The organism is Amnibacterium sp. (genome assembly GCF_025463795.1).
Taxonomy (GTDB): Bacteria; Actinomycetota; Actinomycetes; order Actinomycetales; family Microbacteriaceae; genus Amnibacterium.
Window position 1 is genome coordinate 1 of sequence record NZ_JAODBE010000162.1, and the last position, 14952, is coordinate 14952.

14 protein-coding genes are annotated in these 14952 nt (G+C 73.2%); 9 read left to right on the forward strand and 5 right to left on the reverse strand.

Annotated elements, in window-relative coordinates:
* Both JWQ92_RS13460 and JWQ92_RS13465 read left to right on the forward strand, forming a co-directional pair.
* A partial coding sequence (locus JWQ92_RS13460) for a hypothetical protein (RefSeq protein ID WP_297344971.1) occupies positions 1 to 625 on the forward strand: 625 nt, incomplete at its 5' end.
* Positions 622 to 1965, forward strand: a complete 1344-nt coding sequence (locus JWQ92_RS13465; RefSeq protein WP_297344972.1) for a hypothetical protein — start codon at positions 622 to 624, stop codon at positions 1963 to 1965. The genes JWQ92_RS13460 and JWQ92_RS13465, both read left to right, overlap by 4 nt.
* Before the next feature lie 148 nt (positions 1966 to 2113).
* Here JWQ92_RS13465 and JWQ92_RS13470 read toward each other — a convergent pair whose 3' ends face one another.
* Positions 2114 to 3442, reverse strand: a complete 1329-nt coding sequence (locus JWQ92_RS13470; protein WP_297344973.1) for a carboxylesterase family protein — start codon at positions 3440 to 3442, stop codon at positions 2114 to 2116.
* A 164-nt stretch (positions 3443 to 3606) separates the two neighbouring features.
* Between JWQ92_RS13470 and JWQ92_RS13475 the strand changes: the two genes are divergently transcribed.
* From JWQ92_RS13475 to JWQ92_RS13485, 3 genes are all read left to right on the forward strand, one after another.
* Positions 3607 to 5811: an MDR family MFS transporter gene (locus JWQ92_RS13475; RefSeq protein ID WP_297344974.1), complete on the forward strand. Its 2205-nt coding sequence runs from the start codon at positions 3607 to 3609 to the stop codon at positions 5809 to 5811.
* 77 nt (positions 5812 to 5888) lie between these two features.
* Positions 5889 to 6521, forward strand: a complete 633-nt coding sequence (locus JWQ92_RS13480) for a TetR/AcrR family transcriptional regulator (protein WP_297344975.1) — start codon at positions 5889 to 5891, stop codon at positions 6519 to 6521.
* 171 nt (positions 6522 to 6692) lie between these two features.
* Positions 6693 to 7562, forward strand: coding sequence for a 3-hydroxyacyl-CoA dehydrogenase (locus tag JWQ92_RS13485; RefSeq protein ID WP_297344976.1), 870 nt, complete (start codon positions 6693 to 6695; stop codon positions 7560 to 7562).
* A 77-nt stretch (positions 7563 to 7639) separates the two neighbouring features.
* Here the strand turns inward: JWQ92_RS13485 and JWQ92_RS13490 are convergent, their stop codons facing one another.
* The gene (locus JWQ92_RS13490) at positions 7640 to 8251 is read right to left on the reverse strand and encodes a hypothetical protein (RefSeq protein ID WP_297344977.1); all 612 of its coding nucleotides are present in this window, start codon (positions 8249 to 8251) and stop codon (positions 7640 to 7642) included.
* A gap of 161 nt (positions 8252 to 8412) precedes the next feature.
* Complete coding sequence (locus JWQ92_RS13495) at positions 8413 to 8622, reverse strand: hypothetical protein (RefSeq protein ID WP_297344978.1); 210 nt, start codon at positions 8620 to 8622, stop codon at positions 8413 to 8415.
* Between the two features lie 48 nt (positions 8623 to 8670).
* Here JWQ92_RS13495 and JWQ92_RS13500 point away from each other — a divergent pair, with 48 nt between their 5' ends.
* On the forward strand, positions 8671 to 9114 hold the full coding sequence (locus JWQ92_RS13500; RefSeq protein WP_297344979.1) for a MarR family winged helix-turn-helix transcriptional regulator: 444 nt from the start codon (positions 8671 to 8673) through the stop codon (positions 9112 to 9114).
* 2 nt (positions 9115 to 9116) lie between these two features.
* Here JWQ92_RS13500 and JWQ92_RS13505 read toward each other — a convergent pair whose 3' ends face one another.
* Positions 9117 to 9791 carry a ThuA domain-containing protein gene (locus JWQ92_RS13505; protein WP_297344980.1) on the reverse strand — a complete coding sequence of 225 codons (675 nt, stop codon included), beginning with the start codon at positions 9789 to 9791 and terminating at the stop codon, positions 9117 to 9119.
* 118 nt (positions 9792 to 9909) lie between these two features.
* On the opposite strand from JWQ92_RS13505, the gene JWQ92_RS13510 reads away from it, so the two are divergent.
* Positions 9910 to 11844, forward strand: a complete 1935-nt coding sequence (locus JWQ92_RS13510) for a beta-galactosidase (protein WP_297344981.1) — start codon at positions 9910 to 9912, stop codon at positions 11842 to 11844.
* 21 nt (positions 11845 to 11865) lie between these two features.
* On the opposite strand, the gene JWQ92_RS13515 is transcribed toward JWQ92_RS13510, so the two are convergent.
* Positions 11866 to 12513 (reverse strand): hypothetical protein, encoded by a 648-nt coding sequence (locus JWQ92_RS13515; RefSeq protein WP_297344982.1) that lies wholly within the window; start codon positions 12511 to 12513, stop codon positions 11866 to 11868.
* A gap of 383 nt (positions 12514 to 12896) precedes the next feature.
* Here JWQ92_RS13515 and JWQ92_RS13520 point away from each other — a divergent pair, with 383 nt between their 5' ends.
* Together JWQ92_RS13520 and JWQ92_RS13525 are read left to right on the forward strand one after the other, a co-directional pair.
* Positions 12897 to 13922: an AraC family transcriptional regulator gene (locus tag JWQ92_RS13520; RefSeq protein WP_297344983.1), complete on the forward strand. Its 1026-nt coding sequence runs from the start codon at positions 12897 to 12899 to the stop codon at positions 13920 to 13922.
* A gap of 43 nt (positions 13923 to 13965) precedes the next feature.
* Positions 13966 to 14856, forward strand: a complete 891-nt coding sequence (locus JWQ92_RS13525) for an alpha/beta hydrolase (RefSeq protein ID WP_297344984.1) — start codon at positions 13966 to 13968, stop codon at positions 14854 to 14856.
* The last annotated feature ends 96 nt before the right edge of the window (positions 14857 to 14952 follow it).

Genomic DNA, 14952 nt, shown 5'->3' on the forward strand with positions numbered 1-14952 from the left:
CCCGCGTCGTGATCGTGCCCGGCCTGGTGGCACGCGGTGGCGCCGTGCGGGCGACGTGCAGCTGCTGCGCGCGCCGTCCTGGCGGGGCACCCCGGCCGACCTCGAGCGCTACGGCGAGCGGCTCGGCGCGGCGTTCGAGCGCGAAGGACGCACGGTTGACCTGCTCGCCGGGCTGTCCGTCGGCACCCAGGCGGCGGCGGTCGCCGCCGCACGGTCGAGCCGGGTCGCCCGCCTACTGATCGTGAGCCCCACGGTCGATCCGGCACTGCGCTCCGTGCCCGCCCTCCTCGCGAGGTGGGTCGCCGGCAACCGGGGCGACGGCGAGCCCGGTCTGCTCGACCAGGTCGGCGACTGGGTTCAGGCCGGCCCGACGCGGATGCTCGTCGGCATCGCCTCGGCGGTGCGGATGCCTCCGCTCGAGACGGTGCTGCCGGCCGTGTCGGCGCGCACGACCGTCGCCCTCGCCGAGCACGACGCGCTCACCACCGCCGCCTGGGCGCAGGTCCTCGCCCGGATCGCCGAGCGCCCCCTGCTGCGGCTGGCCGGCGCCTCGCACTCCTGGCCCGTCGACGACCAGGTGGGATTCGCCGACCGCGTCGACACGCTGCTCGAGGAGTCGCCGTGAGCCTCGCACCCGAGAAGGTCGTCGCCTCCTTCGACTCCGCGAGCGTGCTGCACGCCGCGACGGTGTCGGCGCTGCAGCAGCACGCCTTCCCGCACCTCGGGAACCCGCCGGTGCTCGCCGCGCTCGTGCGCGTCGCCGGGCGGCTGCCCTGGCCGGTCCTGCGGCGCCTCTACGCGCGGATCGGCGGCGCCGAGGGGATCGACGCCGATCGTCTCGGCGAGGTCGACCTCGCCGAGGTCGCCGCCTCCTTCGCCGACGCCTACCCCGGCCGGCGGTATCCGGCGGCGCTCATCGGCTCGAGCAACGGCGCGCTGACGCATCTGGCGGCCGCGATGCAGGTGCCGTGGCTGCCCGGCACCGTGCTCGTGCCGGTCGCGAGGGTCGCCGATCCGCAGCGACCCGATCTCGCGCTCGAGTTCGGGCGGCGGGTGGCACCCGCTCTGCTCGAGGCGAACCCCGACGTCGTCCTGCACCAGATGCACGACGCCCTGCAGGACGAGCTCATGGTCGCGCGAATGAGCTACTTCCGCACGAAGTGGCGCACGCTGCCCGACGCGTATGCCGCGTTCCTCGGCGAGCGCCTCGAACCGGGGGCGCCCGTGCTGCTCGTGGAGGACCGCTCCACCTGGCCGGTGACCCGGCTCGGCGACCGCCACATGTTCCAGACGGGTGGCCGCGGGGGATCAACGCCGGAGCAGTACCTGTCCCGGCCGTTCGCGCCGCAGCCGGACGACGAGGCACCGGAGGCGGAGTGGGGTGCGGATCCCGGGTTCACGGCCGCCGTGCAGGCCTGGTGCGCGGCGAACGGTCATCCGTGCGTCGTCCTGTCCTTCGAGGGACCGCAGGACGCCGCTGCGCCCGTCGCGTCGGTGCTCCGCGAATGGACCGCGGAGCGCGGAGGCGACGCGGACCGGCTGCTGGTCCCGTCGTTCGTGCTCGGCGACCCGTGGCGCACGATCGAGATCGGCCGGGTCCCGTTCTGGACGTTCTTCCCGGTCGAGCCGGCCTTCGAGTCGCTCGATCGCCACCTGGCCGCAGCGGATCCTCCGTACGCCACGGTCGAGGTCATGCTGTTCCAGCACGGCGCGCACTCCCCCGGCGTCGTGATGCCCGACGCCGCGGCGTCGCTGATCCGGCGGCACGGCGCCCGCCCGAGGCTCGTCGCCGTGGATCCGCGCAGGTCCCCGCACGACATCGGCTCGCTGGCACGCTACGGGCCGCTGCTCGCCCGGGTGCCGGAGGCGGCGCTCCCGTTCCGGCGACTGCCGGTGGCGACGGTGGCGCGGCGGCTGGCGGAGATCCCCGCCGACGGCGGCGCACCGCTCGTCGCGCCCGCCTGAGGTCGGACCCCGGGCGCCCCCGCGGCCGAGAACCGACTCGGCGCAGCGCGCCTGGACGGACGCGGAGAGCCCGGCCGCTGGCCGCTGGCCGCTGGCCGCTGGCCGAGCATGATGCACCGTGTTCGGAGCCGGCCGCCGGGGCGACGGTTCAGCGGAACGTCACCCGGACGGGGCCGTCGGGCATCGACAGCAGGGCTTCGCCGCGCGCGAAGGCCCCCCACGCGGCGCGGAGGCCGGAACCGAGCGCGACCAGGTCGTGCGGATCGATCTCACCGAGCACCCGGGCACCCGCCCAGCCGTCGGCGTCGGGGAACAGGAGCGGCAGATCGATCGTGTGGCCGGCCTGCGCCGGGCTCCCCGCGGGCCACCAGTCGAGCTCGTACTCAGTGACGCGGCCGCCGGCCGAACGGAGCAGCGCGGCGAACGCGCGCCCTCCCCGCCGGTACACGGCGTCGGTGGTGACCCCCACCACGAGCCGTCGCAGCCTCCCGCCGACCAGCGGCAGCGCGAAGAGGCGGGACAGCCCGGGACTCAGCGCGCCGAAGAAGGCCGTCTCCTCCGTGGTCCAGCCCACCAGCACGTCGACGCGGTCGGCCACCGCGCGCCATGCACGGTCGGCAGCCGCCTCGGCAGGCAGCGGGTCGGCACCGTACTGGGGCCCGAACGGCATCCCCGACCGGAGCCCGTACCGGCGGGCGGCGGCGTAGGCGCGGTCGTGGGCGGCGAAGAGCAGGTCCTCGGTGGCGCCGGGGTCCAGCCGGCCGACGGCCTCGAGCATGCGCCGGGTCATCGTGCTGCGGTTGCGACGGATCCCGAAGGGGGCGCTCTGCACGATCGCCCGCCGGAACAGCCCCGCGGCCCCGTCGGCGATCAGCAGGTGCGCGATCGCGTCGCCGCCTGCCGACTGGCCTGCGAGGGTGACCGCGTCCGGGTCGCCGCCGAAGTCCGCGACGTGCCGCCGCACCCAGCGCAGGGCCTCGACGAGATCGAGCAGGCCGAGGTTCGGTGGCACGTCCCGGCCGTCGCCGAGGAAGCCGAGCACCCCGAGTCGGTAGGTGACGGCGACGACGACCACGTGCTGCTCGGCCACGAGGGTCGCCGGATCGAAGATCGGCAGGTCGCCCGCGCCCGCGACGTAGGAGCCGCCGTGGATCCAGACGAGCACCGGCAGCCGTGCCTCCGGTCCGGCACCGTCCGGCACCGTCACCGACAGCCGGAGGCAGTCCTCGTCGAAGCGGATACCGCGGTAGGGGTCGCCGAGCATCCGGTCGCCGCGTGAGCGGGGCTGCGGGCACGCCGGCGCAGGATCGACGGCGCGCACCTCGTCCGGTGCAGGGCCGGCGGGATGCGGCCGTTCGAATCGGCCGGCGGTGGCGTAGCGGATGCCGCGGTAGCGCGTGACGCCGCGCTCGTGCAGGCCGACGAAGCGGCCCGCGGAGGTGGCGATCATCGTCTCGGCAGCGGACTGGGAGGCCATCGTCCCGATCCTCGCAGCCTCCGGAGCGACGCTCGACCTCGGATCCCGCCATCCGATTCGGGAATACATTGCAGATCATGTAAAGTTGCACTCACTGCAACTCCTGCTCCGGCCCCTCGCGGCCGGCGGCGTCGCCTCGACCTCCGCTCCCGTTAGGACGTTCCTTGTCAGCTGTCTCCACCGCCGCCCCCGAGCGCACCACCGGCGCGGTCATGTCGCACCGGCAGATCATGCTCGTGATCTACGGGCTCATGGCGGGCATGTTCCTCTCCGCCCTGGACCAGACCATCGTCGGCACCGCGATCCGCACGATCGGCGACGACCTGCACGGTCTCAACCAGCAGGCCTGGGTGACCACGGCCTACCTCATCACCTCGACGATCGCCACGCCGATCTACGGCAAGCTCTCCGACATCTTCGGTCGCCGGCCGCTGTACATCTTCGCGATCACCGTCTTCATCCTCGGCAGTCTGATGTCGTCGTTCTCGACCTCGATGCTCATGCTCGCCGGGTTCCGCGCGTTCCAGGGCATCGGCGCCGGCGGCCTCATGTCGCTGCCGCTCGCGATCATGGGCGACATCCTCGCTCCGCGTGAGCGCGCGAAGTACCAGGGGTACTTCCTCTCCGTCTTCGGCGTCTCCTCGATCGGCGGTCCGCTGATCGGTGGCCTGTTCGCCGGTGCGGGCCAGATCCTCTTCATCAGCGGCTGGCGCTGGGTGTTCCTGGTCAACGTCCCGATCGGCATCATCGCGCTCGGCATGGTCTTCGCCTTCCTGCACCTGCCAAAGTTCGGCGGCCGCAAGCGCGTCCGGATCGACTGGTGGGGCGCGACCGCGGTCGTCGTCACGCTCGTGCCGCTGCTGCTCGTCGCCGAGCAGGGCCGCGACTGGGGCTGGGCCTCGATCGGTTCCATCGCCTGCTACGTGACCGGCGCGGTCGGTCTCGTCGCCTTCCTGGTCATCGAGACCCTGATGAAGGACGACGCGATCATCCCGCTGAAGCTCTTCCGCTCGCGGGTGTTCTCGACCGCGACGGTGCTCGGCGTGCTCGTCGGCTTCGGGATGTTCGGCGCGATGCTCACCCTCCCGCTGTACATGCAGATCGTCGAGGGCCTCACCCCGACCGCGTCCGGTTTCGCCACGCTGCCGATGGTCGCGGGCCTGATGATCTCCTCGATCGCCTCGGGCCAGATCGTGTCCCACACGGGCCGCTACCGGATCTTCCCGGTGACCGGCACGGCGTTCACCGCCATCGGCTTCCTGTGGCTCACGACCATGACGATCGACAAGCCCCTCTGGTACATGATGATCGGGATGTTCCTGATCGGCCTCGGGCTCGGTCAGCTGATGCAGACCCTGACCCTCGCGAGCCAGAACTCCGTCGACGTGCGGGACATGGGCGTCGCGACCAGCGCGTCGACGTTCTTCCGCCAGATCGGCGGCACGCTCGGCACCGCCATCCTGCTGTCCGTGCTGTTCTCCACGATGCCGGGCAACATCCTGACCGCGACGGCGAACAAGGCCAACCTGACCTCGGCGCTCGACGCGGCCCTGACGCCCTCCGTGGCCAGTGCCCCGGCGAACAAGCCGATCATGGACCAGCTCTGGAACAAGATCGCGAACCCGATCAAGAGCAACGTGCAGAAGGGCCTCGACACGGCCACGACGCAGGTGAGGTCCGCGGTGAAGAACGCCGTGACGACGCAGACGAACGCCGCGGTCAAGAAGGCCGTCACGCAGCAGGTCACCGCGGCGGTGGACGCGCAGGTGCAGGCCGGCGCGCTACCCGCATCGGCGGCCCAGGGCGTGATCGACCAGCAGGTCGCCGCGGCGCTGCCGGCAGCGGAGCAGGCCGCGCAATCGCAGGCGAGCGCCGCCGTCCCAGGCGCGACCAGCAAGGCGCTCGCCAGCACGGCGAGCAAGGCCCACGCCTCCGTCGTGAACGGCAGGCTGACGGTCGACTGGTCGAACGCCTCGGAGCGCCGCTACTACGTCGGCAAGGTCGTGCCGACGCTGGTCAAGCAGATCGACAAGGGCAGCTCGACCACGGCGAACGCCTCCACCAGCACGACGAGCGACACCTCGTTCCTGAAGGGGGCGGACCCGCGCCTGTCCAGGCCGTTCCTCACCGGGTTCAACGTGTCCGCGGTGCAGATCTACTGGGTCGGCCTGATCGTGATCCTGATCGCGTTCATCATCGCCCTGTTCTTCAAGGTGCCGCCGCTGCGGCAGCGCTCCGCCCTGCAGGAGCAGGCGGACAACGCCTCCGCGAAGGACGCGGTCGAGGTGGCGGCCGGCAGCGCCGCCGCTGAGGCGGGTGCGCTCGACGCCCCCACCGGCTCGTCGGTCACGGTCGGCTCCCGGTCCTGACCCCTCCGCCCGTGGATCCCGGACGACCGGGGTCCACGGGCGTTCCCCGACTTCCAGCACCGTTCGAAAGGCCCGAGATGCGCGACGCCGCGACCCTCGTCCACGAGCTCCCCTGGCGCGAGCAGAAGAAGCGCCTCACCCGGCAGGCCCTCCACGAGGAGGCGCGGCGACTCGTGCTCGAGTCCGGCCTCGGGGCCGTGACCGTCGAGGCGATCTGCTCGGCCGCCGGCGTCTCGTCCCGCACCTTCTTCAACTACTTCCCCTCGAAGGCGGCCGCCGCCCTCGGCGTGCCGGAGTTCTCCCTCACCGACGAGCAGCGCGCGCGATTCCTCGGCGAGCCGAGCGGCTCCGTCGTGCGCGATCTCTGCGCGCTCGTCGCCGACGGCCTGGCCGGAACCGGCGGACTCTCCGACCGCGACTCGATGCACGAGCTCCTGCACCGGCGTCCCGAGCTGAAGCCGGAGCTGTTCCACTGGATGGGCGGCATCCGCCGCGAGTTCACCGACGTCACCGAGCTGCGGCTGCCCGTGGAGGACGCCCGCCGGGCGGTCACACTCGTCATGGCCTCCCTGATCGAGAACCTCGAGGAGGACCAGCCCGGTATGCGTCCGCTCGCCGACCGCCTGTGGGAGGGCGTCGTGGCGATCTGCTCCGTCGTCACCGCGCCGGCCGTCGTACCGGACGAGATCGCGGGTCTGCAGACCGCCTGACGGTGGCCCACCGAGCCCCATCGCGCCCTTCCGGAGCGGCGCGGCGACACGCCGCTCCCCACCGGCCGAGGGCGGCGTGTCGCCCAGGAACTCCGGAACCGCGCGATCCCCCGGCTCGGCCGGTGCGCAGCCGGGTGGCGATAGAACGGACGCGATCGCGAGGGAGGCACCATGCCGTCACCGTTCGGAACCGTCACCGTGCTGGCGGCGGGCGTGCTCGGAGCGCAGATCGCCTTCCAGACCGCGAACCACGGGTTCACCGTCACCGTCTACGACGTCGACGAGGCCGCGATCGCGAGCGCACGGAGCCGCTTCGACGCGATCGTGGCGCAGTACACCCGTGAGGTGGGCGATGCGGAGGGCGCCGCTCGCCGGGCGATCGACGGCCTCGCCCTCTCGACCGACCTCGCGGCCGCCGTCCATGACGCGGACCTCGTCATCGAGGCGGTGCCGGAGAACCTCGAGCTGAAGCGGTCGATCTGGTCCGCCGCCGGCGGGGCGGCACCGGATCGCACGGTCTTCGCGACGAACTCGTCGACCCTCCTGCCGAGCGACTTCGCGGATGCGACCGGCCGGCCGGACCGCTTCCTCGCCCTGCACTTCGCGAACCACATCTGGGCGCAGAACACCGCCGAGGTGATGGGCACGCCGCGCACGGATCCCGAGGTCGTGGAGCGGGTGGTGGCGTTCGCGGAGGCGATCGGCATGGTCCCCATCCGCCTCCACAAGGAGCAGCCCGGCTACGTACTCAACTCGCTGCTCGTGCCGTTCCTGAACGCGGCCGCCGACCTGCTCGTCCGCGGCGTCGCCGATGTCGAGACGATCGATGCCACCTGGCGCATCGCGACGGGCGCGCCGATCGGCCCGTTCCAGATCTACGACACCATCGGCCTGCGGACGCCCTATGCGATAGCGAGTGCGAACGCCGCGAAGGGCGACCGGGGGGCGGCGGTCTTCGCCGAGTACCTCAAGGCCGAGTACCTCGACAAGGGCAAGCTCGGCCGCGAATCCGGCGAGGGCTTCTACCGCTACCGCACCTGATCCGCCGGGGAGGCCGCCGACCTGCGCGAACGACGGAGTGCCGGCGCGGGATCGGCCGAACGTGTCATGCGGGCGCGTCAGCCGCGAGGCTGCCGGCCCGACAGGCCGAGCAGGCGGTCCTGCTCGGACGCATCCGCGGGAACGGGCACCTCGGGCGCGAAGACGCCGATCGCCCGCCAGGCGTCGATGTGCGGCTCGAGCTGCGCCCGCACGCCTCGAACGAGCTCGAGCGGGAGCGTGGCGTCCACGCCGATCAGCACCGCGACCTCGTACGCCCGGAACGTGCGGAACTGCGTGATCTGCCAGAAGTACTCCCGCACGGTGAAGTCGCCGAAGGACAGGCGGGCCGTGCGGTCGAGGTCGTCCGGCGTCAGGGCCTCGACGGCCGCGACGGACCGCTCGACGATGCGGGCGAAGGCCCCCTTCGGATCCTCGCCGAGCAGGTCCTCGCCCTTCCAGCGGTCTGCACCGACCTCGGCGATGGTGCGGCCGGCGACCATGTCGGGCACCCAGATGTCGTCGTACGCGTGGTAGTCGATCAGGGTGCGCAACGTGACCGTCGACCGGTCGGTCGTCGACGCGAGGCGGATCCACTCCGGGATCGCCAGCCCCCACTGGTCGTCGCGGATCTGCTGCACGACCTCGTTCAGGCGCCGGTCGGCGAGGACGAAGAGTTCGGGTTCCTGCATGCGGCCATCCTGCTGACCCCCACCGACGACCTCAACCGGCCCGCGGGCCGGCGCGGCGGTGTCGTGCAGGACGGCAGGGCGTCGAGGACCGCGCGCGGTGTCGCCGCCGTGCGCCTGCACACCGAGCGGGGGGCTGTTCACGGGCCTCGTGCTCGCGAGCGCTACGGGCAGATGAGCCGGGTGGCCGTCGTCTGATCCGCCGAGCGCTCCACCGCGTGGTCGGCGAGGCGGCCTCCGCAGATGGGGCAGCGCGGGTCGGCGGGTGGCCGGTACGGCTGCTCGGCGTGCCCCGCGCCGATCTGCGCGGGCCCCATGAAGGGGAAGAGCCCCCGGTCGAGCCGGCGGGCGATGTCGAAGAGCCGTGTTCCCACGGTCTCCATACTAACACTTCGTATACGAACCATGAGTACACTGAGGTCGTGGATCCGGACCCGCTCGCCCTCGACCGTCAGGTCTGCTTCGCGCTTGCGGCGACGAGCCGCAGCGTGATCGGCCTCTACCGGCCCGTGCTCGAGCCGCTCGGGCTCACGCATCCGCAGTACCTGGTGATGCTCGCCCTCTGGGAGCGCAGCCCGCGGACGGCGAAGGACATCGCGGATGCGCTGTTCCTCGAACCGCCCACGCTCACCCCGCTGCTGAAGCGCCTCGAGGCCGCCGGGCTCGTCACCCGTGCGCGCAACCCCGGTAACGAACGGGAGCTGCGCGTCGAGCTCACCGAGGCCGGGCGGGCCCTGCGCAGCCGGGCGGAGGCGGTGCCCGGTCGCATCGTCGAGCGGCTCGGGGTGCCGATCGAGACGCTCGAGCAGGTGCGGGACAGCCTCACGCAGCTGCTCAGCGCGACCGTGCTGGCGCAGGCCCGCTGAGCTCAGCGGATACGGGCGTCGCCGGCGGCCCACCGCATCGCCCGCGCGAGGAGGACCCGGTGCGGCCCGGCCTCGTACGAGGCGGCGTCGTGCCCGAGCACGTCGGTCACGACGCGACCGGTCGCACCCGTCCTCGTCCAGAGCAGCGGGTACGCCTGCCCCTCGTGCTCGTGCACGGCCAGCACCTGCACGCCCGGGTCGATCCGCAGCGCCGTGTAGCGCTCGTCGTTCAGGGCGAAGTCCGCGACTCCGGCGGTGATGGGATGCGCGGTGTCCGTGACGCGCACCCGTGCCTCGCCGTAGGGCGGATGCATGCTGACGCCGTCGACCCAGACGCCGCCCGCGATCGCCTCCCACTCCGGCACGGCCGGGAAGGACATGACGGCCGCGTGCATCGCGAGGATGCCCGCGCCGCGCTCGTGGGCGGCGAGGAGCGCGGCGCGCACCACGGCGTCCTCGACGGCGTCGGACTCGGACGGCCGCCCCACGTCGAGGATCAGCAGCGCCGCGGCACGTGCGAGCGCGGCGGGGACGTCGTCGATCACGGCGACGTCGAACCCCGCCTCCGCGGCCACCTCCCCGAGTCGCCGGGACGTCTCGGGGAAGTCATGCCACGGGTCGGCGAACCGGCCGCCGCCGCTCACGACCGTCGCCCGCACCCGCTCGCCCGTCATCATCCGACCAGCGAAGCGGTCGCCCCTGAGCGGGCGCCGGGCGTCGCCCTCAGCGCCGTTCCCGGCCGATGCCCTTGAATGCTGCTCAGCGTCTCCGGGCGCGCGACGAGGAGGACGTGGGATGGATCGGCTCTGGTACGGCGGCGACTACAACCCGGAGCAGTGGCCGAGCGAGGTCGGGGAAGAGGACGTCCACCTCATGCAGCGGGCGGGCGTCACCGTGGCCACCGTCGGGGTCTTCTCGTGGGCGAAGCTCGAGCCCGCGGACGGCCGGTTCGAGTTCGGGTGGCTCGATGACGTTCTCGACCGTCTGCACGCCGGCGGCATCCGCGTCGACCTCGCCACGGCGACGGCGTCCCCGCCCCCGTGGCTGGTGCTCGCGCATCCGGACGTGCTGCCGGTGACGGAGGACGGCGTGCGGCTCTCCGTCGGCAGCCGCCAGCACTACAGCCCGAGCTCGGCGACCTACCGCCGCTACGCCGGCCGCCTCGTGCGCGCGATCGCCGATCGCTACGGCAGCCACCCGGCCGTCGAGGCGTGGCACGTGAACAACGAGCTCGGCTGCCACGTGCACCGCGACTACTCGGACGAGTCCGCCGCCGCGTTCCGGCGCTGGCTCGAAGCCCGCTACGGCAGCGTCGACGCGCTCAACGAGGCGTGGGGGACCGCGTTCTGGGCCCAGGCGTACGGGTCGTTCGAGGAGGTCATGCCGCCGCGGACCGCGCCGACGTTCCGCAACCCGACGCAGCTGCTCGACTTCGACCGGTTCTCGTCCGACGCGTGGCTCGAGGTCTACCGGGCCGAGGCGCGGATCCTGCGCGAGGTCACGCCGGGGGTGCCGATCACGACCAACTTCATGGGCTTCTTCAAGCCGATCGATTACTGGTCGCACGCGGCGGAGGTCGACTTCGTCTCCGACGACCACTACGTCGACCCGGCGGATCCGGCGGCGCCCGTGTTCGCGGCGATGACCCGCGACCTCATGCGGTCGCTCGGCGGCGGGCGCCCCTGGATCCTCATGGAGCAGTCGACGAGCGCGGTGAACTGGCGGCGCCGCAACGCCGCGAAGCCACCGGGGATGCACCGGGCTCTCAGCCTGCAGGCGGTGGCGCGCGGCGCCGACGGCGTGATGCAGTTCCAGTGGCGGCAGTCCGCCGCAGGGGCGGAGAAGTTCCACTCGGCGATGCTGCCCCACGTCGGCGAGGACAGCCGCGTCTTCCGCGAGACGGTCGCCCTCGGCGAGGAGCTGGCGTCGCTCGCCGACCTCGTCGGCACGCGCCTCTCCGCTCGGGTCGCGATCCTGTTCGACTGGGACAGCTGGTGGGCCCTCGAGCAGCCCGCGACGCCCGCCGAGCTCTCCTACGTCGCGATCGTGCTCCGCTGGTACACCGAGCTGTGGCGGCGGCACCTGCTGGTCGACTTCGCGAAGCCGGACGCCGACCTCTCGGCGTACGCGGTGGTCGTCGCGCCTGCGACCCAGGTGCTGTCGACGGCGGCGCAGGAGAACCTCGCCGGGTTCGTCGCGGGCGGCGGCCGCCTCGTCGCCGGCTACCAGACCGGCGTGCTCGACGACCGGCTGCACGTGCTGCTCGGGGGCTACCTCGGCGCCCTGCGCGAGACCTTCGGCATCCGCATCGAGGAGTTCGCGCCGCCCGCGGAGCCCTCGCTGAGCGGCGGCCCGGTGCCGGCCCTCGCGATCCACGGCCTGGGCGGCGGTACCGCCCGCGAGTGGGGCGAGATCGTGCGGATCGACGACGCGGAGGTGCTCGCCACGTTCGCCGGCGGCATGCTCGACGGGCTTCCGGCCATCACCCGTCGGCGGAGCGGCGGCGGCAGCGCCTGGTACGTCGCCACCGCCCCGGACGACCTCGCATCGGTCGTGGACGCCGTGCTCGACGGCGCGGAGGTCGAGCCGGCGCTGCCGCATCCGGTGGACGGCGTCGAGGCGGTCCGTCGCGGGAACCGGCTCTTCCTGCTCAACCACACCGATCAGGAGATCCAGGCGGCGGGGCACCGCCTCCCGTCGCGTGGTGCGGTGGTCTCGCCCGGCGACTGATCGCCGAGGCGACCGGCCGTGTCAGCGGCCGGCCACCGCGTCGAGCCCCGCGCGATCCACCCGGCGGTGGTACCGCATGCCGGCGAGGCCGCCGAGGAGGGCACCGACCAGCGTCACGATGAGCACGGCCAGCGCGGTCACCACGCCGGCGGCGGTGAGGGTCGACGGGGACAGCGGCAGCTGCGCGACGCTGCCGAGCCGGCTCTGCACCCCGCTCTGCGCTCCCGCGACCGCGCCGGCGATCCCGAGGAGCACCGCGACGATCAGCGCCCACAGCCAGACCGCCAGGCCCTGCTTCAGCCCGCTGAAGCGCGCCATCCGGCCCGCGACGTATCCGCCGCAGTAGTAGGCGATCAGCAGCACGACGAGCAGGGCGATGGCGCCGCCGATGCCGGCCGCCTGGGCGTTCTGCGATCCGAGCAGGTTCTGCACCCCCAGCAGCGCGCCGACGGCGGCGATCAGGGCGAGCAGGACCACGGTCATGCCCGTCGCGGTCAGCCAGCCGAAGAAGGCCAGCCAGAAGTGCATGCCGGAGAACTCGTCCTTCTCCCGGCGCAGCGCCCGTTCGTGCTCGACGCCCGGGTCGGTGCGCGGCGAGTCGAGGCGCGCGGTACCGCCCGCGGCGACGGCGGGCTGGGCAGGAGGATCGGTCGCCTGGGAGTCGGACATGCCGTGACGGTAGCGACCGGCGGTCGGGAAGCAGCCCGGGCCCAGCCCCTTCCGAGTGATCCTTCGACGGACGCTCGAAGAGGATGGACCGATTCCGCACGTCCACCCGGCAGGGTGCTCCGCGTCGCCTTCGACCAGGAGACCGTCAAGGAAGCGCCGAACGTCGACCGGGACGGCGGGATCTCCGACGACGAGCAGGGCACCATCTCGACTACTACGACCGTCGCGCCGGCGGTGCCGTCTCCGAGGACGTCCGCCGCGAGGAGACCGAGATCGACCCCGACGGCACCACGGGCGCCGCGCGCTGAATCCGGGCCGGTGTGGAGGGTGCCGTCGAGCGCCCTCCGCCACCGGCGGTGCCCGGGCCGCTCTAGGGTTCCACCGTGGTCGACAGCCTGCTCCGCCTCCAGCACACCGCGACGGATCCGGTCGCCGCGACCGCAGCCCTCAGGGCGGTGCTCGGCTCCGCGGAGGTCGACACCGGCGGCGCGATGACCTGGGAGCAGGTGACGCTCGTCGATGACGGCATCTCGGTCGTCAGCCTCCGCGCCTCCGGTGAGCACCTGCGTGCCACCGTCCGGCGGTCCCCCGAGCTCGTCGTGCTGCTCGTGCGGGACGGGTCGCTGACCTTCCGCACCGGCGAGCACCGGCTCGCCCTCGAGCCGAACGGCCTCGCACTGCTGCCGATCGGGGCGACGGGCGTGCTCGAGTGGGACCGGGCGCAGCTGGACCTGTTCTCCTTCCCGCCGGCGCCGCTCGCGCGGCTGCTCGGCGTCCCGCGAACCGCGGTCCGCCTGCACGCGCCCCGGCCGGATCCGCGCTCCGCCGCGTCGGCGGAGTACTTCCGCCTGGTCGCGCAGCTGCTGACCTCCGGGGTCTTCGGGGTTCCGGAGATCTACGCGCGCGACCTGGTCCGCGTGCACACCATCGACGCGCTGATGGCGGTCACCGTGGACGCGTTCGAGCTGACGAACCGGTCGGAGGACCGATCGGACCGCGACGTCGCGGTGCTGAGCCGCGCCATCGCCGAGCTGCGGGAGCACCTCGGCGAACCGATCTCCATCCCCGAGATCGCGCACGCCGCCGGTGTCTCGGTACGTGGCCTGCAGATGGTCTTCCAGCGGCAGCTGGGCGTCTCGCCCCTACTGCACCTCCGCCGGCTGCGGCTCGAGGCGGCCAGGGATGCGTTGATCCGGGAGGCGGAGACGGGCACGACGGTCGCCGACGTCGCCCGCCGCTTCGGCTACTCGAACAGCGGCCGCTTCTCGACGCACTACCGGGACGAGTTCGGGGAGTCGCCGGCCGCCAGCCTCAGCCGGATCCGCAGCACGGGTCTCGACGCCGGTCGGGAGTCGGCCCCGGCGGACGGACCGGGCGAGGCGGAGGTGGTCCGTCCAGCCGCACGCTGACCGGTGGGGGAGTCCTGCCCCCACGCGGAGGAAGGAGGCCGACGTGGCGAGTGCGGCGATGCGGCTGCTCGGCCTGTACCTGCGCCTCGTGGCGCGACCGTCGATGGCGACCGCGGCGAGAGCGGCGGCCACGATCGCCGCACGGAAGCGTCCGTCCCCACCCCCGCGGGCGCTGCGCAGGCACCACGCCGTGGACACCGTGTCGATCGGCGGCTTCGACTGCGTGGTCGTGGAGCCCGGCCGCCGTGACACGGGCCGAGCCGCGCTCTACCTGCACGGCGGCTCCTACATCAGGCCCATGGCGCCGCGGCAGTGGACGTTCGTCGACCGGCTCGCGAGCGCCGGGGTGCGCGTCGTCGTGCCCGACTACGGCCTCGCTCCCGGCTTCACCCACCGGGACGCGTATCCGCTCGTGGCCGAGGCGTACCGCCGGCTGGTCGCCGATCCGGGACCGGGGGCCACGACGATCGTCGGCGACTCCGCCGGTGGCGGCCTCGCCCTCGGGTTCGCGCAGTCGCTGCTCGGCACCGGAGTGCCCCAGCCGCGGCGCCTGGTGCTGCTGGCGCCGTGGGTCGATCTCACCCTCGAGGACCCGGAGGTCCGCGCCGCCGAGGCGCACGATCCGTGGCTCACCCGTGTCGGGCTCCTCGCCGCCGGCCGTGCATGGGCCGGCGGCGACGACCCACGGCTGCCACGGCTGAGCCCCATCCAGGGCCCGATCGACGGGCTCGCCCCCATCCGCACGTTCGTGGGCACGCGTGACCTGCTGGTGCCTGACGTCCTCCGGCTGCAGCGGCGGTTCCGCCAGGCGGGCGCCGACGACGACCGCTTCGCGCTGACGGTGCAGCCGGGCGGCCTCCACAACTACCCGCTGCTCCCGGTGCCCGAGGGGCGGATCGCCGCTCACGCCATCCTGCGCGACATCGCGGGCTGAAGCGGATCGAGCACACCCGCGCACGTCCTGCGCGGGTGCCCCCGTCCTCCGCGGAACGGCGTGCAGGGCCGATCGCCCTCCGGCGCCCCGGCGCCC